The 24,287-nt window shown below is 68.1% G+C and carries 23 protein-coding genes and 1 other RNA gene; 17 read left to right on the top strand and 7 right to left on the bottom strand.

All coding sequences use genetic code 11. From position 1 onward, the window contains the following. The first annotated feature begins 81 nt into the window (after positions 1-81). The 8 genes from prfB (at position 82) to ABZ195_RS19095 (ending at position 7,146) form a co-directional block, all read left to right on the top strand. The gene (prfB, locus tag ABZ195_RS19130; protein WP_355220506.1) at positions 82-1,197 is read left to right on the top strand and encodes a peptide chain release factor 2; all 1,116 of its coding nucleotides are present in this window, start codon (positions 82-84) and stop codon (positions 1,195-1,197) included. Then, positions 1,187-2,158, top strand: coding sequence for a mechanosensitive ion channel family protein (locus ABZ195_RS19125; RefSeq protein ID WP_355220504.1), 972 nt, complete (start codon positions 1,187-1,189; stop codon positions 2,156-2,158). The genes prfB and ABZ195_RS19125 overlap by 11 nt, the downstream gene beginning before the upstream one ends. Beyond that, positions 2,155-2,691 carry a hypothetical protein gene (locus tag ABZ195_RS19120; RefSeq protein ID WP_355220502.1) on the top strand — a complete coding sequence of 179 codons (537 nt, stop codon included), beginning with the start codon at positions 2,155-2,157 and terminating at the stop codon, positions 2,689-2,691. Before ABZ195_RS19125 ends, ABZ195_RS19120 begins: the two co-directional genes overlap by 4 nt. A 41-nt stretch (positions 2,692-2,732) precedes the next feature. Continuing rightward, on the top strand, positions 2,733-3,422 hold the full coding sequence (gene ftsE / locus ABZ195_RS19115; RefSeq protein WP_355220678.1) for a cell division ATP-binding protein FtsE: 690 nt from the start codon (positions 2,733-2,735) through the stop codon (positions 3,420-3,422). Next, positions 3,423-4,319 carry a permease-like cell division protein FtsX gene (gene ftsX / locus ABZ195_RS19110; RefSeq protein ID WP_355220500.1) on the top strand — a complete coding sequence of 299 codons (897 nt, stop codon included), beginning with the start codon at positions 3,423-3,425 and terminating at the stop codon, positions 4,317-4,319. It begins immediately after the preceding gene. A 2-nt stretch (positions 4,320-4,321) separates the two neighbouring features. Next, positions 4,322-4,819: an SsrA-binding protein SmpB gene (gene smpB / locus ABZ195_RS19105; RefSeq protein WP_355220498.1), complete on the top strand. Its 498-nt coding sequence runs from the start codon at positions 4,322-4,324 to the stop codon at positions 4,817-4,819. Between the two features lie 66 nt (positions 4,820-4,885). Beyond that, a complete protein-coding gene (locus ABZ195_RS19100; RefSeq protein ID WP_355220496.1) occupies positions 4,886-6,118 on the top strand; it encodes an AAA family ATPase in 1,233 nt (410 codons plus the stop codon). Next, positions 6,115-7,146, top strand: a complete 1,032-nt coding sequence (locus tag ABZ195_RS19095) for a tetratricopeptide repeat protein (protein WP_355220494.1) — start codon at positions 6,115-6,117, stop codon at positions 7,144-7,146. Before ABZ195_RS19100 ends, ABZ195_RS19095 begins: the two co-directional genes overlap by 4 nt. A 13-nt stretch (positions 7,147-7,159) precedes the next feature. Here the strand turns inward: ABZ195_RS19095 and ABZ195_RS19090 are convergent, their stop codons facing one another. From ABZ195_RS19090 to ABZ195_RS19065, 6 genes are all read right to left on the bottom strand, one after another. After that, complete coding sequence (locus ABZ195_RS19090; RefSeq protein WP_355220492.1) at positions 7,160-7,936, bottom strand: DeoR/GlpR family DNA-binding transcription regulator; 777 nt, start codon at positions 7,934-7,936, stop codon at positions 7,160-7,162. An 11-nt stretch (positions 7,937-7,947) separates the two neighbouring features. Next, positions 7,948-8,973, bottom strand: coding sequence for a 4-hydroxythreonine-4-phosphate dehydrogenase PdxA (pdxA, locus tag ABZ195_RS19085; RefSeq protein ID WP_355220490.1), 1,026 nt, complete (start codon positions 8,971-8,973; stop codon positions 7,948-7,950). Then, positions 8,970-10,175 (bottom strand): four-carbon acid sugar kinase family protein, encoded by a 1,206-nt coding sequence (locus ABZ195_RS19080; RefSeq protein WP_355220488.1) that lies wholly within the window; start codon positions 10,173-10,175, stop codon positions 8,970-8,972. Before ABZ195_RS19080 ends, pdxA begins: the two co-directional genes overlap by 4 nt. 76 nt (positions 10,176-10,251) lie before the next feature. Then, positions 10,252-10,947, bottom strand: a complete 696-nt coding sequence (locus ABZ195_RS19075) for an SDR family oxidoreductase (RefSeq protein WP_355220486.1) — start codon at positions 10,945-10,947, stop codon at positions 10,252-10,254. Continuing rightward, positions 10,944-12,131, bottom strand: a complete 1,188-nt coding sequence (locus tag ABZ195_RS19070; protein ID WP_355220484.1) for an exo-alpha-sialidase — start codon at positions 12,129-12,131, stop codon at positions 10,944-10,946. The genes ABZ195_RS19075 and ABZ195_RS19070 overlap by 4 nt, the downstream gene beginning before the upstream one ends. A 34-nt stretch (positions 12,132-12,165) precedes the next feature. Further along, positions 12,166-13,743: an ABC transporter substrate-binding protein gene (locus ABZ195_RS19065; RefSeq protein WP_355220482.1), complete on the bottom strand. Its 1,578-nt coding sequence runs from the start codon at positions 13,741-13,743 to the stop codon at positions 12,166-12,168. A gap of 274 nt (positions 13,744-14,017) precedes the next feature. On the opposite strand from ABZ195_RS19065, the gene ABZ195_RS19060 reads away from it, so the two are divergent. From ABZ195_RS19060 to ABZ195_RS19020, 9 genes are all read left to right on the top strand, one after another. Further along, complete coding sequence (locus ABZ195_RS19060; RefSeq protein WP_355220676.1) at positions 14,018-14,953, top strand: ABC transporter permease; 936 nt, start codon at positions 14,018-14,020, stop codon at positions 14,951-14,953. Beyond that, positions 14,950-15,891, top strand: coding sequence for an ABC transporter permease (locus ABZ195_RS19055; RefSeq protein WP_355220480.1), 942 nt, complete (start codon positions 14,950-14,952; stop codon positions 15,889-15,891). Before ABZ195_RS19060 ends, ABZ195_RS19055 begins: the two co-directional genes overlap by 4 nt. 1 nt (position 15,892) lies before the next feature. Beyond that, the gene (locus tag ABZ195_RS19050; RefSeq protein WP_355220478.1) at positions 15,893-16,705 is read left to right on the top strand and encodes an ABC transporter ATP-binding protein; all 813 of its coding nucleotides are present in this window, start codon (positions 15,893-15,895) and stop codon (positions 16,703-16,705) included. After that, positions 16,702-17,520: an ATP-binding cassette domain-containing protein gene (locus tag ABZ195_RS19045; RefSeq protein ID WP_355220476.1), complete on the top strand. Its 819-nt coding sequence runs from the start codon at positions 16,702-16,704 to the stop codon at positions 17,518-17,520. Before ABZ195_RS19050 ends, ABZ195_RS19045 begins: the two co-directional genes overlap by 4 nt. Continuing rightward, on the top strand, positions 17,520-18,476 hold the full coding sequence (locus ABZ195_RS19040; RefSeq protein WP_355220474.1) for an aldo/keto reductase: 957 nt from the start codon (positions 17,520-17,522) through the stop codon (positions 18,474-18,476). Before ABZ195_RS19045 ends, ABZ195_RS19040 begins: the two co-directional genes overlap by 1 nt. A gap of 15 nt (positions 18,477-18,491) precedes the next feature. After that, positions 18,492-19,259, top strand: coding sequence for an aldolase/citrate lyase family protein (locus tag ABZ195_RS19035; RefSeq protein WP_355220472.1), 768 nt, complete (start codon positions 18,492-18,494; stop codon positions 19,257-19,259). A gap of 64 nt (positions 19,260-19,323) precedes the next feature. Further along, positions 19,324-19,692: a transfer-messenger RNA gene (ssrA, locus tag ABZ195_RS19030) on the top strand. Positions 19,693-19,782: 90 nt separating this feature from the next. Continuing rightward, on the top strand, positions 19,783-20,586 hold the full coding sequence (locus ABZ195_RS19025) for a phosphatase PAP2 family protein (protein ID WP_355220470.1): 804 nt from the start codon (positions 19,783-19,785) through the stop codon (positions 20,584-20,586). Positions 20,587-20,629: 43 nt separating this feature from the next. Further along, on the top strand, positions 20,630-21,994 hold the full coding sequence (locus ABZ195_RS19020) for a ferric reductase-like transmembrane domain-containing protein (RefSeq protein ID WP_355220468.1): 1,365 nt from the start codon (positions 20,630-20,632) through the stop codon (positions 21,992-21,994). 112 nt (positions 21,995-22,106) lie between these two features. On the opposite strand, the gene ABZ195_RS19015 is transcribed toward ABZ195_RS19020, so the two are convergent. Further along, positions 22,107-24,185: an FUSC family protein gene (locus ABZ195_RS19015; protein WP_355220466.1), complete on the bottom strand. Its 2,079-nt coding sequence runs from the start codon at positions 24,183-24,185 to the stop codon at positions 22,107-22,109. Positions 24,186-24,287 lie beyond the last annotated feature (102 nt).

The following is a 24,287-nucleotide window of genomic DNA, read 5'->3' as shown; positions in this document are numbered from 1 at the left end:
CGCAAGGGGCTGTCGCGTGGTCACCGGGCTGGTTACCAAGCCGATGCTAGACCCGCAGAGGTGTCGGTAACCTGATCTCCCGTGGATCCCGACCGGCAAGACGACATCACCTCGCTCGACACGACTCTGACGACCGTGGAGCGGGTGCTCGACGTCGACGGCCTCCGCGACCGCATCAAGACCTTGGAGGACGCGGCGTCGGATCCGAAGCTGTGGGACGACCAGAGCAACGCCCAGAAGGTCACCAGCGAGCTGTCCCACGCCCAAAGCGAACTGCGCCGTGTCGAGGAGTTGCGGCAGCGGCTCGAGGACCTTCCGGTGCTCTACGAGATGGCGGCCGAGGAGCAGGGTGCTGGCAGCGCCGAGGCCCTCGACGACGCCGACGCCGAGCTGGCGAAGCTGCGCGAGGACATCGCGGGCATGGAGGTCCGCACCCTGTTGTCGGGGGAGTACGACGAACGCGAGGCCGTCGTGACCATCAGGTCCGGCGCCGGCGGCGTCGACGCCGCGGACTGGGCCGAGATGCTCATGCGGATGTACATCCGTTGGGCCGAGAAGCACGACTACGGCGTCGAGGTGTTCGACACGTCCTACGCCGAAGAGGCCGGCATCAAGAGCGCCACCTTCGCGGTGCACGCGCCCTATGCGTACGGCACGCTCTCGGTCGAGCAGGGCACGCACCGCCTGGTGCGCATCAGCCCCTTCGACAACCAGAGCCGGCGTCAGACGTCCTTCGCCGACGTCGAGGTGCTGCCCGTCGTCGACACCGCCGACCACATCGACATTCCCGACGGCGACGTGCGGGTCGACGTCTACCGATCCAGCGGGCCCGGCGGGCAGTCGGTCAACACCACCGACTCGGCCGTTCGACTGACCCACATCCCCACCGGTATCGTCGTCACTTGCCAGAACGAGAAGTCGCAGTTGCAGAACAAGGTGTCTGCGATGCGCGTTCTTCAGGCAAAGCTGCTCGAACGCAAACGGCTCGAAGAGCGCGCGGAGATGGACGCGCTGAAGAACGACGGCGGCAGTTCGTGGGGCAATCAGATGCGCTCCTACGTCCTGCATCCGTACCAAATGGTCAAGGATTTGCGGAACGACTACGAAGTCGGGAATCCGGCCGCAGTACTCGACGGCGACATCGACGGCTTCCTGGAAGCAGGCATCCGTTGGCGCAATAGGAAAGATGACGACTAACACGTTCTTGGCACTCAGTTGGGCCGACAGCTGGCACGACTTCTGGCGCGGCGACATCGGCGAATGGATCATCACCCGCGGTCTTCGGATCGTGATGCTGATCCTGGCGGCGATCCTCGCCGCCCGGTTCGTCCAGTGGACGGCGCGCAAGATCACGCGCCGCATCGACGCCGACTTCCGCGAGAGCGACGCGCTGGTGCGGTCGGAGACGACCAAGCATCGCCAGGCCGTCGCCTCGGTCATCTCCTGGGTCACGATCGCGCTGCTGTGCGTCATGGTCATCGTGGAGATCACCGACATCGTCGCGATCCCGGTCGGGTCCCTGGTGGCGCCGGCCGCGGTCCTCGGCGCCGCGCTGGGCTTCGGCGCGCAGCGCGTCGTCCAGGACCTGCTGTCGGGGTTCTTCATCATCACCGAGAAGCAGTACGGCTTCGGTGACCTCGTCGCCCTGACGGTCGCGGGTATCGCGCTGCCCGCCGAGGGCACCGTCGAGGACGTCACGCTTCGGGTGACGAAGCTGCGCTCCAGCGAGGGTGAGGTGTTCACGATCCCGAACGGTCAGATCGTCAAGACCGTCAACCAGTCGAAGGACTGGGCCCGCGCCGTGGTCGACATTCCGGTGCCGACCAGCTCTGACTTGAACAAGGTCAACGACGTCCTCCACCACGTGTGCGACGACGCGATGAAGGACCCCCAGATGGCCGCCCTGATGCTCGACAAGCCGCAGCTGATGGGCGTCGAGAGTATCGAACTGGACACGGTGAACCTGCGGATGGTCGCGCGCACGCTGCCCGGCAAGCAGTTCGAGGTCGGCCGGCAACTGCGCGTGCTCGTCGTCGCCGCCCTGCGTCGCGCCGGCATCGCCAGCCCGGCCGAAGCGTCGCCCACGATCGGCGCCCTGTCGCCGACGGCGACCTCCGCCATCGCCGAGGACCCGCAGAACGGGGGTCACGACAAGTGAAGTTCACGTTCCGCAAGGGAGGCGAGGGACGCGAGTGGCCGGCCTACCTGCCCGGTGGTCGGGTCCGGACGTCGACGTTCGCCCTCATCGTCGCCTTCTGCTTCACGTGGTGGCTGCACGCCACCTACGCTCCGCCGCCGACGCCGCCCGTCACGGAGCCCACCCAGGTCGTGCCGCCCGGGTTCGTTCCGGACCCGGAGTACACCTGGGTGCCCCGCACCAACGTCGAGACCCGACCCAGGACGACGTACAGCACGCCGACGACGACGAGCACGACCGAGACCACCACGGAGTCCAGCCCGACGGAGACCACGAGCGGGTCGGCGACGCCCACCACGAGCACGCCGGAGACCGCGACGACCGTCGTCGACCCCGACGGCCTAGGACCTCTCCCGGCGACGACGGTGACCCAGACTCCGATCACCTCTCCCGGGCAGCCCGTGCCGAACCGTTCGGGCACCTCGACCGCGACGACGACGGTGATCCTGCCGGGCGTCACGCTCCCCGTGCTGGCGCCTCCGCCCCCCGGGTAGTCCGGCCCCCGAAGTCGGCACGGCTACACTGGCGTGCCGTGATGATCACCCTCGACCACGTGAGCAAACAGTACAAATCCTCGGCACGGCCAGCTCTGGACAACGTCTCGCTCAAGATCGAAAAGGGTGAGTTCGTCTTCCTGATCGGGCCGTCCGGATCGGGCAAGTCGACGTTCATGCGGCTGCTCCTCGCCGAGGACACCCCGACGCACGGAGACATCCGGGTGTCGAAGTTTCACGTCAACAAGCTGCCCAGCCGGCACATCCCCGGACTTCGGCAGGTGTTGGGCTGCGTGTTCCAGGACTTCCGGCTGCTGCAGCAGAAGACGGTCTTCGAGAACGTCGCCTTCGCACTGGAGGTGATCGGCAAGCGCTCCGACGTGATCGACCGGGTGGTGCCCGACGTCCTGGAGATGGTCGGCCTGTCGGGCAAGGCCCAGCGGTTGCCCTCCGAGCTCTCCGGCGGTGAGCAGCAGCGCGTCGCCATCGCGCGCGCGTTCGTCAACCGGCCGCTGGTGCTGCTGGCCGACGAGCCGACCGGCAACCTGGACCCCGAGACCAGCAAGGACATCATGGATCTGCTCGAGCGGATCAACCGCACCGGGACGACGGTGTTGATGGCAACCCACGACCATCACATCGTCGACTCGATGCGCCAGCGAGTCATCGAACTCGAGCTGGGACGACTGATCCGCGACGAACAGCGCGGTGTCTATGGAATGGATCGGTAAGTGCGCTTCGGCTTTCTCGTCAACGAGGTCCTAACAGGGCTTCGTCGCAACGTCACCATGACGGTCGCCATGATCTTGACGACCGCCATCTCGATCGGCCTGTTCGGCGGCGGCCTGCTCGTCGTCCGGCTGGCCGACAGCTCGAAGGGCATCTATCTGGACCGCGTCGAGAGCCAGGTCTTCCTGACCAACGACATCTCGGCCAACGACCCCACGTGCGACGGGGATCCCTGCAAGGCGGTGCGCAAGAAGATCGAGGACCGCACCGACGTGAAGTCGGTCCGCTTCCTCAACCAGGGCGACGCCTACGAGGACGCGATCAAGAAGTTCCCGCAGTACAAAGACGTTGCGGGCAAGGACGCCTTTCCCGCATCATTCGTGGTGAAGCTCGACGACCCCGAACAGCACAAGGACTTTGACGACGCGCTGCGGGCCCAACCCGGCGTCCTCAACGTGCTCAACCAGAAGGATCTCATCGACAGGCTGTTCGCGGTGCTCGACGGGTTGAGCGCGGCGGCCTTCGCCATCGCGCTCGTCCAGGCCGTCGGCGCGATCCTGCTGATAGCCAACATGGTTCAAGTCGCGGCGTACACCCGAAGAACGGAGATCGGCATCATGCGCTTGGTGGGCGCGAGTCGCTGGTATACCCAGCTGCCGTTCCTAGTGGAGGCGATGCTGGCCGCACTCATCGGTGTCGTCATCGCGATCGGGGGTCTGATCCTGGTGCGGGCGCTGTTCCTCGAGAGGGCGCTCAAGCAGTTCTACGACGCCAACCTCATCGCCGAGGTCGACTACAAGGACGTCCTCTACTTCAGCGCACCCATCATGTTGTTCCTCGGTTTGGCGATGTCCGGTGTCACGGCCTACGTCACCCTGCGGCTGTACGTCCGGCGCTAACGGTGGCGAAGAAGTCGGCCGCGGAGGTCAAGAAGCACCGCAACAACCAGGTGGTCGCGACCAACCGCAAGGCGCGGCACAACTACTCGATCCTCGAGACCTTCGAGGCCGGGGTGGCGTTGATGGGCACCGAGGTCAAGAGCCTCCGCGAGGGGCAGGCCTCGTTGGCGGACTCCTTCGCGACCGTCGACGACGGCGAAGTGTGGCTGCGCAACCTGCACATCCCGGAGTATCACCACGGTTCGTGGACCAATCACTCACCGCGCCGCAACCGGAAACTGCTGCTGCACCGCGGTCAGATCGACAATCTCATCGGCAAGATCAGGGACGGCAACCTCTCCCTGGTACCGCTGTCGCTGTACTTCACCGACGGCAAGGTCAAGGTCGAACTGGCCCTGGCCCGCGGCAAGCAGGCCCACGACAAGCGCCAGGATCTGGCCAAGCGCGACGCCGACCGCGAAGTGATCCGCGAACTGGGTAGGCGTTCCAAGGGCATGTGACCGGTCACGCCGTCGTCGAGAGGCCGTCAGTAGGATCGAACGTGCGCCGAGCGGAGGGGGTACGGAATGGCCAGTGACGCCGTGATCCGCAAGTTGACGGCCGCCGTCGAACGCACTCCCGACGCCATGGAACTCCGGCTTCACCTCGTCGAGTTGCTGATCCAGCAGGGCAGTTTCACCGAGGCGCTCACCCATTGCAGCGCGGCGCTGGCGCAGGACGCCTCCAGCGCCGCTGCCCTGACCCTGTTGCAAAGGTGCACCGCCGGCCTGGCGACCGGCACCGCCCCGGAGCCGGCCCCGTCGCGCCCGACGCCGGAGTTCAACTGGTCGGCCGCCGAGGAGGAGGTGTCCGACATCATCGGTCCCGCCTTCGTCGACGGTGAGGCCGAGTCCGCCGACGGTATCGACGACGCCGACGTCGACGCGGTCCGGCGCAGCGACGTGACCCTCGCCGACGTCGTGGGCATGCAGGTGGTCAAGCAACGGCTCGAGGTGTCACTGCTGGGCCCCATCCGCAATCCGGAACTGATGCGGGCCTACAAGGTCAACGCCCGCGGCGGCCTGCTGATGTACGGTCCGCCGGGGTGCGGCAAGACCTACCTGGCCAGGGCGGTGGCCGGCGAACTCGGGGCGAACTTCTACGCCGTCGGCATCGCCGACGTGCTGCAGCATTGGCTCGGCGACAGCGAGCGCGCACTGAACCGCATCTTCGAGACGGCGCGCCGCAATGCGCCGTGCGTGCTGTTCTTCGACGAAGTCGACGCGCTGGGCCAGCGACGGGCAGCGCTGAGCAACAGTTCGGGGTTGCGCGTCGTGGTCAACGCACTTCTCGCCGAACTGGATACGGCCACCTCGTCCAACGACGGGGTCTACGTGCTGGCCGCGACGAACATGCCGTGGGACGTGGATCCGGCGCTGCGCAGGCCGGGTCGCTTCGACCGGATGATCTTCGTCGGGCTGCCCGACGCCGACGCGCGGGCGGCCATCGTGCGGATGAACTTGCGCGACCGGCCGGTCGAACGCATCGACCCCGCGGCCGTGGCCAAACGCACCGAGGGCTTCTCCGGGGCGGACATCGCCCACGTCTGCGATACGGCAACGCAACTCGCGATGGCCGACACGCTGCGGGCGGGGGAGGTGCGTCCGGTCCGGATGAACGACGTCGAGGCGGCGCTCAAGCAGATCCGGCCGAGCGCCGGACCGTGGTTCGACACCGCCCGCAACGTCGTCGAGTTCGCCAACGGGGACGGAACCTACGACGAGCTGGCGAACTACCTGCGCCGCAAGAAGTTGCGTTGACCGCTGCCGGTGACACCGAGGGCGTGGTCGCCCTCGCCACCGCGTACGCCGACGCCCGCAACCTCGACCGCGCCGAGCAGGTGTTGCGGCAGGCGCTGGTCACCTCGCCCGACGACGCGGTTCTGCTGGCCAACCTGGCCCGGGTGCAGGTGCTGGCTGGAGAGCATTCCGCTGCCACCCAGAATGCCTTTGCCGCACTGTCGATCTCACCCGAGTACGGCTTCGCGATGCGCATCTACGCCGTGGCCCTCGACGGAGCAGGATGGGTGGAGCAGGCCCTCTACATGGCCTGGCGCGGTGTCGCCGCTGCGCCCCACGACCGGCTGGCCCACTTCGTCTACGCCGAGATGCTGATGAAGGTCGGACGTCCCCACGACGCCCTCGTGGTGATCGGCGAGGCGTTGCGGCTGGATCCCGCCAGCGCCGACAGCCACGTCCTGCGCGGCCAGATCCTGGCCCGGCTGGGCCGGTCCGAGGAGTCGACGCGCGCGTATGAGGAAGCGCTTCGACTGGATCCAGGCAACGCGTCGGCCATTCACAACATCGGCGTCAACCGCCTCGCCCGCAGCAAGTGGTCGGCCGCGCTGAAGGGTTTCCTCGGTGCGGCCCGCCTCGATCCCGACCTCGGTGACCTGGCGCGCCGCAACATCGGCATCGCCTTGGCTCGGCTGCTGCGCCTGGCGACCGTGGGCGTGCTGGTGTTGGGGTGGGTGATCGTCATCAGCATCCCCGCGGTGGGGCAGGGCACCACTCCCGACGTGGGACACCGGATTGCCGTCGGCGTCTGCACGCTGGCGTTGGCGGGATACGCGGGGTGGCTCAGCCGCGTGGTCCCGAGCCGCACGTGGCGTTCGGCGCTGCGCGCGCAGCGGACCCTCGCGGTGCGAGTCGTGCTGTTGGTCGCCGCGATACCGCTGGGTGTGCTTGCGGTCGTCTGCGAGGGCCTGACGGTGGTCGAGGTCGTCGGCCCGACACTGCTGTTCGGCGCCGTCGTGGTGACGCTGGTCGGGCGGTTCGCCGGCGGCTGACGCGTGGGGACGTCTAGGAGCGGGGTGCGCGGACCACGGTCAGACCCGCAGAGGCGAAGGGCTCGGTCTGTGCGTCGGTCGCGGAGTCGTCGGTGACCAACGTGGTTCCCGGCGGGATCGGCGCCCACGCGTGGAACGGCCGGCCGCCCAGCTTGCTCTCGTGGGCCAGGACGTAGACGGTGCCGGCCCGCTCGATCATCATCTCCTTGAGCCGGGTCTGCTCCAGCTCTGCCTCGCAGATGCCCAGCGCGGCGTCGACCGCGTCTGCCCCGAGGAACGCCCGGTCGAAGGTGAGGCGCTGCAGACTGGCCTCTGCGATCGGGCCGACGAATCCCTGGCTGAGATGACGCAGCGTGCCGCCGATGCATTCGACGCGGACGTCGTCGGCGTCGGCGAGCGCTTCCAGGGCGGTGAGGCCGGCCGTGACGACGGTGAGGCCCGCGACGTCGCAGAGGTATTCGCCCATCGCACCGACGGTGGTGCCGGCGTCGAGCAGCACGGTCTCACCGGGTTGGACCTGCCGGGCCGCCCATCGGGCGATGTCGTGCTTGGCCTGGTACCCCTCCAGGGCACGTTGGCGCAGTGAGGATTCCGGCTGACGGTCCAATGCGATGGCACCGCCGTAGGTCCTCGCGATGAGGCCCTGGGACGTCAACTGTCCGAGGTCGCGGCGGATGGTGGAGGCGGTCACGCCGAACTGCACCGAGAGCTCCTCGACGCTCGCCAGCCCGCTCGACCGCGCGAGGTGGACGATCTCGGCGCGCCGCGCCTCTGAACCACGAACCGGCATCTCGTTCTTTCCTAGTCGACACGTGCTGTGCTGGTTGCCATTTCGGCACCCTGGCGAAGCGCTTCCACCATGCTACCGGCCTCGGCGATCCCCTTGCCCGCAATGTCGAAGGCGGTGCCGTGGTCGACGGACGTGCGGATCACCGGCAGGCCGACGGTGATGTTCACCCCCGATTCGAGTCCCAGCACCTTGACGGGACCGTGACCCTGGTCGTGGTACATGGCCACGATCAGGTCGTAGTCGCCGCGCCCGGCGAGGAAGAACGCGGTGTCGGCGGGCAGTGGTCCGTGGATGTCCATGCCCTCGGCGACGAGACGCTCGACGGCGGGGATGATCTTCTCCTCTTCCTCGCCGTACCCGAACAGTCCGTTCTCCCCGGCGTGCGGGTTGATGCCGCAGACGCCGATCTTCGGTTGGGGCACACCGGATCGGACCAGCGCCTCGTACCCGCGACGGATGGTGCGCTCCACGAGGCCGGGCTCGATGCGCGAGACGGCGTCGATCAGCCCGATGTGCGTCGTGACGTGGATGACCTTCATCTTCGGCGTCGAGAGCATCATCGACACCTCGTCGATGCCGGTGAAGTGGGCGAGCAGCTCGGTGTGGCCGGGGAAGACGTGCCCCGCCGCGTGCAGCGCCTCTTTGTTCAACGGGGCCGTGCAGATCGCCTGGACGTCGCCGCGGACGGCGAGTTCGGCTGCCACGCGCAGATATTCGTAGGCCGCGTGTCCGGCGACGGCCGACAGCTGACCCCACGGCAGGTCGGCGGGCAGCAAGTCGAGGTCGACGACGTTGATGCGGCCGGGAGCCTTCTCCGCGGTGGCGATCCCCTCGACGGTGACGACGTCGACGTCGAGCCCCAGGATCTCGGCGGCCTGGACGAGGCGCTTCGCGTCACCGATCACGATCGGGTCGCAGAAGCTCGTGGCCACGTCGTCGAGGAGCGCCCGGACGATGACCTCCGGCCCGATGCCGGCGCCGTCGCCCATCGTGACCGCGATGACGGGCAGGGCGGCCTTGCTGGTCAGGACTGTCATGTGTATGCCTTCGGTTGAGTTGGGACGGAGGGAGTTTGGTGCGCGAAGTAGGCGGCGACGGCGACCAGGCTGTCTGCGTCACCAAAGCTGCCCGGGCGGGTGACGACGGTGCGACCGTCGGAGGCGACGGAGGCGACGGCCCCGTGGTGCACTTCGTGGACCGGGTGCAGCGTCCTCACCCCGATGGCCTCGATGACGGCGCGGGCGGTGGCGCCGCCGGTGAGCATCAGGTCCGGGCTGTGCCGGGACTGTCCGGCGGCGACGAACCGGGCCAACGCGGAAGACAGTGCGCCACTTAGGGCCGGGCGGACGTCGCCGCCTATGGTGACGACTACCGATCCGCGATCGAGCGCATCGGCCAGGGCGGCGGGGTCCACGGTGCCACCGAGGAGATCGTCGGCGTCGAGGGTGAGACGCGTCGCGCCGGTGGCGACGAGCCGCCGAACCTGTTCGGCGGCAACGGGTTCGGCAGTACCCACCACCATGAGGATCGATGCGGCGATACGGGCCGTGGGAGCTACCGTCGGCGCGGCCATCGGCAGCGTGCGCGCCAGTGCCTTCGCAAGGGCGGCGGTGCCGACGAGGTGGGCGTGGGGGACGGCGCGACTCGCCCGCAGGATCGCGTCCAGATCATCGTCGGTGGCGGCGTCGCACACCGCGATTCGGCCCTGCTCGGCGGCCGCCGAGAGTCGGCCGACGAGGTCGGGACCGACGGCGATCGTCGTCGTCGGGAGATTGGCGAAGAGGTCGGACACCGCAGCGGGGGGCGTCGACGGTTCCGCGTGCCAGGCGCGGGTCCGATGCAGCGGGACACCGGCAACGTGCAGGACGCCGTCTCGGACCGTGCGGTCGAGCGCGGGGAGTGCCGCGGCGACGACGACGGGTCCTCGTTCGGCGAGGACGCGGGCCCATTCGCCGACGTGGCCACGCAGCAGCGAGTCGATCTTGGTGACCACCATGGCGTCGGGTGCGACGGCGGTGAGCGCGTTGCGCAATGCCTGCCCAGCCTCGGGGGCGGTCCGCGAGCGGGTGTCGAGGTCGACGACGTGGATGTCGGCGTCGCCTTCGCGAATCATGCCCGACTCGAGGTGCAGGCTGACCGAGGGGCGGCGTCCCAGGAAGGCGCTCGCCGTCTCCGCGGCACCGGAGAGGTCGTCGGCCAGCACGACGACCGCGGGGTGCGTGCCCGTGTGCTCGGTCATGCGACGTCTCCCAATGCCATCGATTGCGCGAAACGCGCACCTGATGGTAGCAAGTATGCGTGATTCGCGCAGTAGTTCACAGCGATGCCCCCGCACACTGCACGATCGCCTGACCGGTGACGTTGCGGCCCAGAGGGCTCAACAGGAAGCCGATGAGGCCGGCCACCTCACGGGGTTCGATCAACTGACCCAATGGGGGCAGCCTCGGCGGCGTGTGGGCGCGCGCGGGGTCGGTCAACATCGGCGTGTCGGTGGGCCCGGGTGCCACGACGTTCACGGTGATGCCTCGGTCGACGAGTTCGGCGGCCCAGGACCGGGCCATGCCGGTGAGCGCGGACTTGGTGGCGACGTACTGACTCTTGCCGGCATTGCCGGTCATGGTGCGGCTGCCGACCAGCACGATGCGCGCCCCGTCGCGCAATTCGGGTGCCATGGCGTTGACCACGACCTCGGCGGCCCCGACGTGAATGCGCCACATCTGCAGTGCGTGCTCTGGATTCAAGCGACCGAGTGGCGCGGAATGCTGTAGTCCGGCCGCGTGCACGACGGCGTCGGCGGCGCCGAGTGCCCGGGCTTGAGCGTCGAGTCGCGAGAAGTCGTCGAGGTCGGCCTCCAGCCAGGTGAAGCGGTCGTCGACGAAGTCCGGTGCGCGCCGGCTCAATCCCGTGACCAGCCAGCCTTCCTCGAGGAGATGACGCACCACTGCCGCGCCGATGCCCGAACTCGCACCGGTGACGACCGCGTGTCTCGACTCCGACTGCACTTCGGTCATCGGTCGTCCGAGGTGATCCACTCGTCGTCGAGTTCGACGTACTCGATCGCTTGCCGGAAGCGCGTGAACGCGACGTGCAGCACGCCCTCGCCGGCGGTGATGCTCGGATAGGAGAACTCGCGGTTCAGCCCGTCGCGGGAGTTGTTGGACAGGCAGTACCCGTCGCCGACTTCGATGTTGCGTCGCGTCGGCCACGTCAGCCCGGCGTCGTCGGAGATCGCCAGGGTCATCGGGGCCCGCGGGGCGCCCCAGAAGGCCCGGCGGTCGTCGCCGTCGGCGAGGTCGACGGACTCGAATTCCGGCGCCGCTGCGTCGGCCAGGCCGTCGTCGTCGATCTCGTCGTAGAGCGAGGTGCGCCGCGCGGTGGCGTCGGCGGCGCTGGACTCGTTGAACACCAATGCCATTCGATCGCCCGGGAGCACAACGAACTGGATCGAGGAGTTGTTGTTCGGCAGTTCGGTGGGCTCTGGTTCGGTCCAGGTGTCCCCGTCGTCGTCGGAGGTGCTGCGGTAGACGTGGTCGGCCCACCGGCTTCGATACAGGGCCACCAGCCGACCGTCGGAGAGCCTGCCGATGTTCATGTGGACCTCACCGGTGCTACCGGGCACCGTGACCTCGCGCCACGTCCGGCCGCCGTCGTCGGAGACCATGACGCTGCTGTAGTCGCGGTCGCCGACCCACCGGCGCCCCGGGAGGCGCACGCAGTGGAAGATCGGCAGGAGCAGTCGCCCGCTGGGCAGCGCCACCAGCGGTTGCCGGACGAAGACTCCGCCGTCGGTGGTCTCGGGGAGCAACGTCTGGGTCGGGCCCCACGTCCGACCGCCGTCGGGGGAGATTCGGCGCAGTACGCGGGCAGTGTCCTGATTTCCGGCGTGCTGGGAGGTCCACAGGAGCCACACCTGCTCGGAATCATGAACGTGCAGAACGGGATTCTGCTCCGATCTCGTCGGGTCGTCGGAGAGTTGCACCGGCTCCGACCACGCCGTCTCGCCGGGCGTCAGCCGAGAGAACCAGACGGCTATGTCCGGCACCCCCTCCTGGGTGCCGGAGAACCACACGCAGCCGAGTGAGCCGTCGGGCAGCACCGCCAGGTTGGCGGCGTGATTCTGCACGCGCGGCGCGGGCAGCAGGGTTTCGCGGCGACCCCGTTCCGCGGTGCCGCGGAGGACTCCGTCGGCTGGCATGGCGGCAACGGATGCTTCGCTGGAAGACACGGTGTCAGCCCTTCAGTGAGATGGCGGCGAGGTCGTAGGAGTTGGTGGGGCGCAGCGTCAGCCCGTCGATCCGCGTGCGGCGGCCCAGCACCGCCTTGGGGACGAACGACCACATCATCGGACAGGTCGTCCAGATCTTGCGTTGGGCGTCGGCCAGCAGTGCGGCGCGCTGGGCTGGGTCGGCCTCCTCGGAGGCCTTGGTGATGACGTCGGTGATCTCGGGGAACAGGTACCCGTGGTAGGTGTCGCGCGTGGCCTCCTTCGCGGCGGTGCCGGCGTACATGCCCTGCAGGATCGTCAACGCCAGGCCGGTGGGGCTGGGATAGCCGTTGCCGAGCACGTCCCAGTCGCCGGCCTTGCCCTGGCGCCAGGTGGCGATGTCACCCCCGGGTTCGAACTGCTGGAGCGTGCCCTGTACGCCGACGGCGGAGAGCATCTGCAGCACCGATTCCATGATGTCGGTATCGGCGGCGAATTCGCCGCTCTCCCAGATGATCTTGATCTTCAGGTCGCGGAGTCCCAGTGCGTTCAGTTCGGACTTCGCGCGGTCGGGGTCGTAGGTGTATTCGCCGGTCTCGATCGCCCCGTCGAGGCTCAGGGGGATGACGCCGCGCGAGGCGGTCGCCGAGCCCTGCATGACGTCGTTCACCAGGGACCTGCCGTCGATGGCGTAGGTGAGCGCGCGGCGCACTCGGGCGTCGGCCATCGGACTGTTCGACGGTTTGCGGAAGTTGTAGAACAACTGGTTGAGCCGGACGCCGTCGGCCCGGTCGACCGCCACCCCGGACAGGCCGGCGATCTGGTCGGTGGCGTCGGGGGTGATGGAGTCGATGACGTCGACCTCCCCGCTGCGCAGTGCCACCACGCGGCTGGACTCGTCCGGCATGAACCGGACGCGCACCGATTCGACGAGCGGTGCTGCGGCCCAGTACTTCTCGTTGCGGGCCAGAGTGTAGGTGCCCGAACCACGATCGGACTGGGTCACCACGTAGGGACCCGTGCCGACGCCGGTCTGGAGGTCTTCGGGCCGGTTGGCCGCCGCCGGGGTGATCAGGATGTTGGACATCAAGTAGTCCAGCACCGGGATGGGGCGTTGGGTGTTGAGCGTGAAACTGGAGTCGTCGATCTTCTCCACCGTCGGCCACTCGGGGAAGAAGGTGCCGACGAACGAACCGCTGACCTGGCTGTACATCTTCAGTGCGGTGGCGACGTCCTCGACGCGCACGGGGGAGCCGTCGGAATAGCGGATGCCCGGCCGCAGATGGACGAACCACTGGGTGGGAGAACGCAACTCGAAGACGTCGGCCAACACCAGTCGCGGCTTGAGGTTCTGGTCGATCTCGGTGAGTCCTTGGCGGACGGCCCGTTGGACGGTCAGCGCGGCGTCGTACTGCAGCAGCTTGTTGTCGAGGGTGACCAGCGAGCGGTTCAGGGCCAGGCTCACCGTGGTGGGGCCGGGCCGACCGGTGGGCGTGGCGCAACCGGCGGCCGTGCCGACGGCCAGGCCGGCGCCGAGTAGGAGGCTGGATCGAAACAGCGTCCTCCGCGAGAACGGCTGAGCCAGAATGGGTTTGGTCACCATCGACCTCCGAGCTGAGGGTTACGGGGCAGTCGGCGGCCGCTGCCGGATGGGCGGCGTGTGATCGCTGACACAGTCCGACTGTAAGCCTTGATGCGTACAACGCGCAAGAAACGAAATGGTTCTTGCGCAAAACGCGCACTAGTGCCATTGTGAGCTGAGTAACAACGCGTTCGAAAGGTCGCCGATGACTCAACAGCTCGCACCACCGCCTCCGGCGGCGGCGCCCACCGCCGCCGGCCGGCGCCGCGGAACGTTCCGCGTGCCGGGCGGAGCGATGCCGCGCTACGTGCTCAAGCGGCTCGGTCAGAGCCTTCTGACCGTCTTCCTGACCCTCACCACCGTGTTCGTGCTGATCCGCCTGGCACCGGGCGATCCCGCCTACGCGATGGCGGGGCCGTTGGCCACGACGGAAGACCTGGCCAAGATCCGGGTCACCATGGGGCTCGACCAGTCGGTCTTCGTGCAATACCTGCGCTACCTGCAGGGTCTGCTGCACCTCGACCTGGGCACGTCGTACTCCTTCCAGGCGCCGGCCTTCGACGTCGTCCTCGCCCGCCTGCCGTACACGATCACGCTGTCGGTTGCGGCGATCACGCTGACCACGTTGGTGGCCGTTCCGCTCGGGGTCTGGATGGCCCGCCGCGCCGACACCCGCCGCGAACTCGCCGCCAACGCGGTGACGATCGCCGGTCAGTCGATGCCGGACTTCTGGACCGGGCTAATGCTGATCACCCTGTTCGCGGTACTCGTCCCGGTCTTTCCGGCCGCCGGCTTCACCACCTGGTCGAGTCTGGTGCTCCCGACGGTCACGATCGCGGTGCTGCAGATCGCCCTCATCTCCCGCATGGTGCGCCGCGAGATGGTCGGCGCCTTCGCGTCGCCATACATCACCGTCGGCCGGTCGCGTGGCGTGTCCGAGCGCGAGCTGATCTGGCGCTATTCCATGCGCAACTCGGCCATCCCGGTCCTGACGGCGCTGGGCACCCGATTCGCCTCGATGCTCAACGGCGTGGTCGTCGTCGAGGTGGTCTTCGCCTGGCCTGGCGTCGGCTCGCTCGTGGTCCGCGCTCTCGAGACCCGCGACTACCCGCTGATCCAGGCCACCGTCCTGGTCACCGCGGTGCTCGCGGTCCTCGTTCAACTGCTCGTCGACCTCTGCTATCCGCTCCTGGACCCGCGGGTCCGGCTCGGGAAGGGAACGTCCAAGTGACCACCGTGATCGACGCCCCAGATCAGCCCCGGCCGTCGGCCGTCACGCCGCGCGACGTCGCCAGTGCCGGCGCCACCCGACGAGCCCGTGACAGCAGGGTCAAGATCTGGGTCGGCTCGATCGCCGCCCTGATCGTCATCGCCCCGGTGGCGCTGGCCAGGGTGCTGCCGCTGCCGTCACCCGATGCCACCGAATTGTCCGGACGCCGGCTGCCGCCGCTGACCGACGGTCACCTCTTCGGCACCGACCAGTTGGGCCGAGACCTGTTGGCGCGGGTGCTGTTCGGCGGCCAGGTCTCCCTCGCGATCGGCGTGCTCGCCGTCGTCGTCTCCGGACTGATCGGGCTGACGCTCGGCGCGCTCGCGGGGTACCGCGGGGGCTGGATCGACACCGTCGTCAGCCGCCTGCTCGAGGCCCAGCTGTCGCTGCCGCTGCTGATGATGCTGCTCCTGGTGGTCGCGCTCTTCGGCCCCTCGATCCCGGTGATCACGTTCGTCATCGCCATCGCACAGTGGCCGGAGATCGCCCGCCTCACCAGATCGCTCACGCTGGTCGAACGCGAGAAGCCCTACATCGCGGCCGCGCACGTGCTGGGACTCGGCCACGTCGCGATCCTGGTGCGCCACGTGATCCCCAACATCATCAAGCAGGTCTCGCTGGTCGTGTTGCTGCTGCTCGCCCAGGCGGTACTGCTCGAGAGCGCCCTGAGCTACCTCGGCGCGGGTCCACAGCGGCCCTTCGCCACCTGGGGTCGCATCATCTCCGACGGGCAGGACTACGTCACCACGTCCTGGTGGCTGGTCACGCTGCCCGGGTTGGTGATCGCCCTGCTGGTCGTCGGGGTGAACCTGCTCGGCGACGGACTGCGTGACCGCAGCGGAGGCCCCAAGACCGGACTGCTGGCCAGGTTCTCGCTGCGCAAGAAGAAGGAGAGCTGAGATGGGCAACCTCTTGACCGTCGACGAGTTGCAGGTCGAGCTGATCACCGCCGGTGGCGTCATTCGCGCCGTCGACGGGGTCTCGTTCCACATCGACGCCGGCGAAACGGTCACCATCATCGGCGAATCCGGCTCGGGCAAGTCCACCACCGCGATGGGCATCCTCGGCCTGCTGCCCGACGACTTGGCCGTGCTGTCCGGGTCCGCCACGTTCCAGGGCGGCGAGATCCTCGGCAGGCCAGGGGAACTGGAGAAGGTCCGGGGCAAGCACATCGCGCTCATCCCGCAGGACCCGATGACGGCGCTGAGTCCGGTGCACACCGTCGGGGCGCAGCTGCGCGACGCCATCCGTCACAGCGGGGTGCGCGGCCGCACGAAGCAGAATGCCCGTGCGGTCGAACTGCTCGAGCAGGTGCGCATCCCCAAGCCCGCCGACCAACTGGCGAAGTACCCGCATCAACTCTCCGGCGGCATGCTGCAGCGCGTGCTCATCGCGGCGGCCCTGGCCGCCGGACCGGAACTCATCGTGGCCGACGAACCCACCAGCGCACTCGACGTGACCGTGCAGGCCTCCATCTTGGACCTGCTGCTCGAATTGCAGGAGCGCACCGGCGTCGGCATGCTCTTGATCACCCACGATCTTGGCGTCGCCCGGCTGATGTCGGATCGGATCTTCGTGATGAAGAGCGGCTGCTTCGTCGAGAGCGGCGGCGCCGAGGACCTGTTGCGCAATCCGCGAAGTGCCTACACCAAGAAGCTGCTCGACGCCGTGCCACGGCTCGAGCGGCACGTCCCCACGGGAATTCCGGCATGACCACCCCGCTGCTCGAAGTAGAGAACCTCGTCGTCGAATATCCGGGCGCGAACGGCGTATTCCGCGCCCTGGACTCGGTCAGCTTCTCCGTCGACGCCGGCACCACGCTGGCCGTCGTCGGTGAGTCCGGGTGCGGGAAGTCGACCTTGGCCAAGTCCATCGTCCGCCTGCTGACCCCCACCTCGGGTGCCATCCGGTTCGACGGCGTCGACGTCTCGCGCCTGTCGGAGAAGGCGCTACGCCCGTTTCGCTCTCGCATCCAGATGGTGTTCCAGGATCCGTACGGGTCACTCGACCCCCATCTGAGCGCCGTCGACATCGTGGGTGAACCGTTGCGGCTGCAGGGTATTCGCAACCGGCAGGCCCGCGACCGCAAGGCGGCCGAGCTGATCGACCGCGTCGGGCTGCCGACGACCGCGCTGCACCGCAAGCCCGCGGAGTTCTCCGGCGGACAGCGCCAGCGCATCGGGATCGCCAGGGCGCTGGCCAGCGGACCCGATCTGCTGGTGTGCGACGAGGCGACCAGCGCCTTGGACGTCTCGGTACAGGCGCAGGTGCTCGACTTGCTGCGAGAGATCAAGCGGGACACCGGCTTGACGTATCTGTTCATCTCCCACAACCTCGGTGTCGTGCGCGAGATCAGCGACACCATCGTGGTGATGTGCGGGGGGCGGATCCTGGAACGGGGCGCCACCGCCGAGGTCTTGGCCGATCCTCGCGAGCCATATACCAAGGCGTTGCGCGCTGCCGCGCTCGACCCGACCACGATGGTCGGCCTCAAACCACGAAGCGTCGTCGCCCAGGGAGTTGCATAGTGTCCAACCTTCAGCTGTCCGACCTGGTGCTGGGCACCATGACCTTCGGTGACACCGTCGACCTCGACGGCGCGGCGGCGATGTTGGACGTCGCGCTCGACGCCGGCGTCACCCACGTCGACACCGCCAACGGCTACGCCGGCGGCGAGACCGAACGAATGCTGGCCCGCCTGCTCGAAGGGCGTCGCAACCGAGTCTCGTTGGCCACCAAGGCGGGCATGCCGCATCCCGATGCCGGCGACCACTCGCCGCTGTCGCCGGCGGGTCTGCGCGCCAGCGTCGAGGGCAGCCTCGCCCGCCTCGGGACCGACCACGTCGAGTTGTTCTATCTGCACCAGCCCGACCGGGCCACGCCCATCGGCGAGACGCTCTCGGCAGTCGCCGACCTGATGGGCGAGGGCAAGGTCGGGGCGCTCGGTGTGTCCAACTTCGCAGCCTGGCAGATCGCGGAGATCAACCACCTCGCCGACGACCTCGGGATGCCGAGACCCGTCGTGGCGCAGCAGCTCTACAACCTGCTGGCCCGCCGGATCGAGGACGAATACGTCGAATTCGCCCGGGTGACCGGTCTGGCGACCATGGTCTACAACCCGCTCGGGGGCGGCCTGCTCACCGGGCGGCACTCCTTCGACGACGAACCCGCCGACGGCCGCTTCGGAGATTCGCGACTGGCGCAGATGTACAAGCAAAGATATTGGAACACCGCCATATTCGAGGGCATCGAGCAGTTGACGCTCATCGCCGAGAAGGCCGACGTGCCGCTGACCGAACTGGCGCTGCGGTGGCTGGTGTCCAGCCCGGCGGCGGGACCTCTCCTGCTGGGTGGCTCGAAGGTCGAACACCTACGGGCCAACATCGCCGCGGTGGCCAAGGGGCCGCTGGAGCGCGACGTCGTCGACGCGTGCGACGACGTCGGCGCCGCGCTGCGGGGGCCCATGCCGAACTACAACCGCTGAGGAAGGTATCTCCACATGAGCGCACGGGAATTCGCCGCCCGCCTACGGAACCGGGAACGCATCCTGGGCTACTGGTCGGTCCTGGACTGCCCGGTGGCCACCGAGTGGCTCGCCTACGTCGGGTGGGACTACCTCGCACTGGATCTGCAGCACGGTCTGATCGGTTACTCGGGGATGGTCGCCGGACTCACGGCCGTCGACGCCGCGGCCGGGCCGGTGGGTCTGGTGCGGGTGGAGGCCAACGACCCGACTCCGATCGGACGGGCTCTCGACGCCGGCGCGGCCGGGGTCATCGTGCCGTTGGTCAACGACGCGGCCGGGGCGGCCAGGGCGGTCGCCGCGGCCACCTACCCACCCACCGGCATCCGGTCCTACGGTCCGATGCGATCCCAGTTGCGGATCGGGCCGGTGCCGGCCGACGCCGACCGCGACACCGTCGTGCTCGCCATGATCGAGACGCCCGAGGGCCTGGCCAACGTCGAGGAGATTTGCGCCGTGCCCGGCCTGGACGGGGTGTACGTGGGTCCGTCGGATCTGCGGCTGGCCGTGGGCGGGGCGCATCCCCAGGATCCCGCGGTGGCCGACGAGTTCGAGGCCGCGGTCACCCGGGTCCGGGAGGCCGCCGCGGCGGCGGGCGTCGCCGCGGGCATTCACACCCCCGAGGGAGCGGTGGCCGCGCGTCGACTTGCCGAGGGGTTCACCTTCGCCTCGGTGGCCTCGGACCTGACCCACCTGAAGGCAACCTCCGCCGCGCACCTCAATGCCGCGACGGGCGGGAATTAATCGCTGGGCAATCGTGCTGAAGGCGGTACGATGAACATCCTGCTGAAGTTCGGCAGGGGTGCGAGGGGCTGAACGGTTTCGACTTCGCGCATCGAATCAAGGGAAGCGTGCCGGTGCAGGCAAGAGACCACCGTAAGCGTCGTTGCAACCAATTAAGCGCCGATTCCAATCAGCGCGACTACGCCCTCGCTGCCTAAGCGACGGTGTGTCCGTCAGACCGAGAGAGCCCTCGACTCGGACCCTGGCGTCATCTAGAGGGACAAACCCATACGTCCGGTCGCGGGATGTACGGGGACATCAAACAGCGACTGGGATCGTCATCTCGTCTCGTCCGCGTGAACGAGAGATCCAAGTAGAGACATAGCGGACTGCGCACGGAGAAGCCTCGAGGGAATGCCGTAGGACCCGGGTTCGATTCCCGGCAGCTCCACCAGAAACCGCAGGTCAGGCCCCCCAGAACTGGGGGGCCTTTCTTGTGTCCGAGCCGTGCACCGGTCGTCGTCGAAAGTCGACGTCGTGCACAATGGTCGCCGTCGACGTCATCATCGAGATCGCACTGATCGTTGCGGCCGCAGTTCTGTTTGCGGCCGCCCTTCGTCGTGGGGGCCGTGCGGGGATGATGCTGCTGTCCGCCGGCAACGCCAGCGTTCTGACGCTCGTGGCGCTGCAGATCAACTTGGTGTGGCTGACCGATCTCGACACGTCGATGTGGAACTGGGTCGACCTTCACCGAGGCAACCGAGGGTTGCGTGAGCTGGCCGGACACACGTTCGAGTTCATCGGCAAGCCAGTTCATGTCGCGATCGCCGGGGTGGCGAGCGGAACGCTGCTGGCGTGGCGGGCGAGATCCCCGTTGCGGGCCGTCGTCGTGATCGGGGCGGTCGGCATTGGCGCGATCGTCGAGCAGATATTCAAGGCAGTGGTGACGCGGACGCCCGACAACCTCGCCAAGCTGGGCGACGGGTCGCCGTTCGACATGGCGAAGGTCGCCGAATTCGCCCACTCCTACCCGTCGGGCCACGTCACCGGTGCCGCGACGTTGCTGGGCATGATCGCGGTCTGCGCCTCCGCCGGGCGGTCGCGTCCGACGAAGGCGACCTGGGCGGCCGTGGTCGTCGTCAGCGTGCTGTTCGTCGCCGCCCTTGCGCTGTTCGTCCGCGCGCACCTCTTCGGAGACGTGATCGGCGGGATGTTCCTTGGCGCAGCTGTCGTCGCCGCGGGGTCGGCCATCATTCACCGACCGAGCGTGGAGTCGGCGCATGACCGAAGCCGACGTCCACGTCGTGCGTCTGATCGATCGCCTGGCAATCGTCGACGAGATCCCTGATCGATGTCGCCCGCAATCAGCCCTGGTTGCCTATGGTTTCGAGATGTCCACACGCATCCCTCGGATGGCTCCGACGCGTAGGCGAGCTTTGCCAACGGCTCTGCGCGGACCACTGTGGTTCGGTGCCTACGTAGCGGTGGTGGTGGCGCCGCTGATCTTCGCGGTGATCGGAGTCGTCGACGACGATCGTGGGTTCTGGCGCGAGTTCACCGTCGCGTTGGGATTCGTCGGTTTGTCGATGATGGGCCTGCAGTTCGTGCTGGTGGCCCGCGTCAAGGTCGTAGCTGCGCCGTTCGGCGAAGACGCCCTGGTGCACTTCCACCGCTACATGGGATACCTCGCCACCGCGTTGATCCTCGCCCATCCGGTGCTCCTGATCGCGGTGGTGAACGCGGACTATCTCGAGCGCGTCAATCCGTTCACGGCCCCCTGGGCCGGCCGGTTCGGCACGCTGTCGATTCTGTGCCTGCTGGCGGTGATCGTCACATCGGTGTGGCGGGCGGCCTTGCGCATCTCCTACGAAGTGTGGCAGGGCGTGCACCTGGTGCTGTCCACCGTCGCGATCGTCGCCGCCTTGGTGCACGTCGAATTGATCGGCCATTACGTCAATCAGCCGTGGAAGCGGGTGCTGTGGGTCTTCATGACCGCGGGCTTCCTCGCGGTGTTCGTATGGGTTCGCATCGTGCGCCCGGTGATGCGGACTCGTCGGCGATGGACGGTGGCCTCGGTTCGACCCGAACGCGGCGGGGTCTACACGGTGACGTTGCAACCCGATGGCCACGACGGTTTCAGTTTTGCCCCCGGCCAATTCGGTTGGCTGTCGGTGAATCGGTCGCCGTTCGCACTGACCCAGCACCCGTTCTCGTTCTCCTCCAACGGCGACGATTCGAGCGCGTTGCAGATGAGCATCAAGGAACTCGGTGACTTCACCCGGACGATCAGAACGATCACACCGGGTACGCGTGCCTACGTCGACGGCCCCCACGGGGTCTTCTCCCCGGACCACTACGGCGGGCCCGGATTCGTCCTTCTCGGCGGCGGTGTCGGAATGGGACCTCTGATGAGCATTCTTCGGACCTTCGCCACCCGCGGCGAGCGCCGGCCGTGTTTCTTGTTCTTCGGTATGGCACGTAGCGACGACGCCACGTTCCGAGAGGAAATCGACCATCTTGCAACGCAATTGACGCTCACCGTGGTCTACGTCGTCGAGGATCCTCCCTCGGGCTGGGCCGGGGAGCACGGCCGCATCACGGCCGAGACGCTTCGGCGCCACCTGCCCGTCGGCCATGACGCACTGCAGTACTTCATTTGCGGGCCGGGAGCCATGCAGGACGCCATGGAGGATGTCCTGGACTCTCTGAAGGTGCCCGGCGCCCACGTGCACACCGAACGCTTCAACTTCGTCTGACCAGACAGGAATCCGCGTGCGACACCGACATACTCAGCGAGCCGCCCTGGCCGTCGCGGCACTGATCCTGGTGTGCTGCGTGATCTTCGCGTTGGTCCAAACCTGACCGTCGTCACACCCGCGCGGTCACCTCGAGCAGCGCACGGTCGAGGTTGCTCAGCGCCCGGATCGCCCCGCGCACGGGACCCGGCGGGATGTCCGAACTACCCGCGACGCCCAGGATCACCGAGTTGGGGGCGTCGTCCGGTGGGTCGACCGCATCCCCGTCGACGACGCGTTTGACCGATTCGATGGTGCCACTGACGTGGGTCGCGGCGTCGCGCAGCGCGATCGCCGTCTGCTCCGGCGGAGCGGTGTCCGCGTCGGCACGTGCCGCGTTCACCCCGGCCCTGGCCAGGGCATGGGCCGACCGGTTGGCCACCTGCAGACCGCGCAGCAGTCGTTGCACGCCGCGGCGGCTGCGCACGGCGGGTCCCATCTGAAGCGGCTTACCCGCCGTGACCACGGCCTGCAGCGCGTTGTCGAGTCGCCGCGTCTCGGCCACCAGATCGGTCTGACCGCCCGGGGTCACCGTGGACTCGATCGCCGCGTCGATCAGATCGGTCATGCGCTGCAGGTAGTCGTCGACCTTCTCGACGAAGGTGGCGCGCGTCCCGGTGGAGAAGATGAAGTAGGCCGACGCGATGCCGACCACGCCGCCGACCGCCGTCTCGGCGATGCGCAATTCCAGCACCTGGACGCTGAAGTCGCCCAGCAGCCCGTACAACATGGCCAGCAGCACGGTGACGAAGAACGTCAGCCACGCGTACGCGACGGTCACCAGATAGAAGGCGCAGAACACGCACGTCACCAGCAGGACCATCTGCACCAGCGGGTGATGCCCCACCAGGGTCGCTAGTAGCACGCCCGCCACGACGCCGGCGATGGTGCCCACGATGCGATGCCCGACGCGGGTGAGGATCTCCCCGCGCGTCGACACACCGGTGAAGACGAGGAAGGCGGTCAGCACCGCCCAGTACCACCGGTCCGGCGAGATCAGATCGCCGAGGATGGTCGCCGTGCTGGTGGCCACGGCCACCTGGATCGCCGCCTTGGTGCTGGGGTCGAGGCCCTTCGTCGCCCCGTCTTCCTCGGTCGACGACGCTGGTTCGGGCTCCGGTTCCTCCGACGCGCCGAGTGCCCTGGTGGTGATGTGGTGAATCGCCAAGTGCGCCTGCACGGCCCGAAAGGCCAGGACCGTCGCAAGGCCCTCGGTGTCGGACAGGTCGGCCCGGTCCGACGCGGCCGCTGCACACTTGCGGGCAACCCTCAGTTCGTCCTCGGTGACGTGGTGCGCCAGACACACCCGTACCGCGGCGACCGCGTCGCGCAGGCCTCTCGGCCACGTCGCGACGGGGCCCAGGGACCACAGCATGCTCGCCAGTTGCTCCATCGCGACCTGGGCGTCGAACACCTTGAGCGCGAGGTCGTCACTGGTCACGTTCAGCGACCGGGCCGCATCGTGGCGGTCGAGCCAGTCGTCGATCATGAGCGCGGTCTCGCCGAGTCGGTCCAGACGCCGTCGCAGCACGGCGAGGTCGAATTCGTCGCAGTTCGTCGCGACGTCCAGCACCGCCGTCGACGCCGAGCGCAGCGCCCGGACCAGCCGGCGCACCTCCACCGCCGGTCGATCGGGAAGGATCACCGTGCGCACCAGGAGAGTGGCGCCCAACCCGATCGCGATCGCGACCGCGAGAACCGGGATCTGGCTCGGGGTGGCCCGCAGGAACAGGGCGAAGAAGTAGGAGATGAACGCGACCATCCCCAGGGCGTTGCCACGGGGTCCGAACCGCCGGACCCATACCGCGCAGAAGAGCACCGCGATGAAGCCGACGTCGGCCACCTTGCCGAAGTGCGACAGCGTCGCCGCCAGGGACACCGCGGCCAGTGCCGGAAAGAACGACAGCAGGGTGGTGACGACGCGGCCGTGCTGCTGGCGGTCCTTGACCGCCGCCGCGGACTGCATCGCCACGATCGTGCCGAGCATGGCCACCGTCAGCGGCTGACCGGCCACGGTGATGAAACCGTAGGACGCCGACAGCGCCAGGACGAGGGCCAACGTGGTCGTCGCGGCGCTGCGCAGGCGCAGCCGGCCGGGGTCGGAGTCGACCAGCAATCTCCTGATGGCCCCACCGACGGCCACCTGTTGCATCGCTCGATTGTGCGTTACGACGCTGCGGGCCCCGGATGCGGATCGCCGAGGCGCACACTGGACACCGGTCGACCGACACCGGGCACCAAGGAGAACGGACTG

Source organism: Mycobacterium sp. NPDC006124 (genome assembly GCF_040614235.1).
Taxonomy (GTDB): domain Bacteria; phylum Actinomycetota; class Actinomycetes; order Mycobacteriales; family Mycobacteriaceae; genus Mycobacterium.
The sequence above is the reverse complement of the archived record's forward strand: the minus strand, read 5'-3'. Positions and strand labels throughout refer to the sequence as shown.

Bases quoted from the DNA above. Each gene is read 5' to 3' on its own strand.
- ABZ195_RS19125 (WP_355220504.1), top strand. From the start codon at position 1,187: ATGACGACTAACACGTTCTTGGCACTCAGTTGGGCCGACAGCTGGCAC.
- ftsE (WP_355220678.1), top strand. From the start codon at position 2,733: ATGATCACCCTCGACCACGTGAGCAAACAGTACAAATCCTCGGCACGG.
- ABZ195_RS19100 (WP_355220496.1), top strand. From the start codon at position 4,886: ATGGCCAGTGACGCCGTGATCCGCAAGTTGACGGCCGCCGTCGAACGC.
- ABZ195_RS19090 (WP_355220492.1), bottom strand. From the start codon at position 7,936: ATGCCGGTTCGTGGTTCAGAGGCGCGGCGCGCCGAGATCGTCCACCTC.
- pdxA (WP_355220490.1), bottom strand. From the start codon at position 8,973: ATGACAGTCCTGACCAGCAAGGCCGCCCTGCCCGTCATCGCGGTCACG.
- ABZ195_RS19080 (WP_355220488.1), bottom strand. From the start codon at position 10,175: ATGACCGAGCACACGGGCACGCACCCCGCGGTCGTCGTGCTGGCCGAC.
- ABZ195_RS19075 (WP_355220486.1), bottom strand. From the start codon at position 10,947: ATGACCGAAGTGCAGTCGGAGTCGAGACACGCGGTCGTCACCGGTGCG.
- ABZ195_RS19070 (WP_355220484.1), bottom strand. From the start codon at position 12,131: ATGCCAGCCGACGGAGTCCTCCGCGGCACCGCGGAACGGGGTCGCCGC.
- ABZ195_RS19065 (WP_355220482.1), bottom strand. From the start codon at position 13,743: ATGGTGACCAAACCCATTCTGGCTCAGCCGTTCTCGCGGAGGACGCTG.
- ABZ195_RS19060 (WP_355220676.1), top strand. From the start codon at position 14,018: ATGCCGCGCTACGTGCTCAAGCGGCTCGGTCAGAGCCTTCTGACCGTC.
- ABZ195_RS19050 (WP_355220478.1), top strand. From the start codon at position 15,893: ATGGGCAACCTCTTGACCGTCGACGAGTTGCAGGTCGAGCTGATCACC.
- ABZ195_RS19045 (WP_355220476.1), top strand. From the start codon at position 16,702: ATGACCACCCCGCTGCTCGAAGTAGAGAACCTCGTCGTCGAATATCCG.
- ABZ195_RS19035 (WP_355220472.1), top strand. From the start codon at position 18,492: ATGAGCGCACGGGAATTCGCCGCCCGCCTACGGAACCGGGAACGCATC.
- ABZ195_RS19025 (WP_355220470.1), top strand. From the start codon at position 19,783: ATGGTCGCCGTCGACGTCATCATCGAGATCGCACTGATCGTTGCGGCC.
- ABZ195_RS19020 (WP_355220468.1), top strand. From the start codon at position 20,630: ATGTCCACACGCATCCCTCGGATGGCTCCGACGCGTAGGCGAGCTTTG.
- ABZ195_RS19015 (WP_355220466.1), bottom strand. From the start codon at position 24,185: ATGCAACAGGTGGCCGTCGGTGGGGCCATCAGGAGATTGCTGGTCGAC.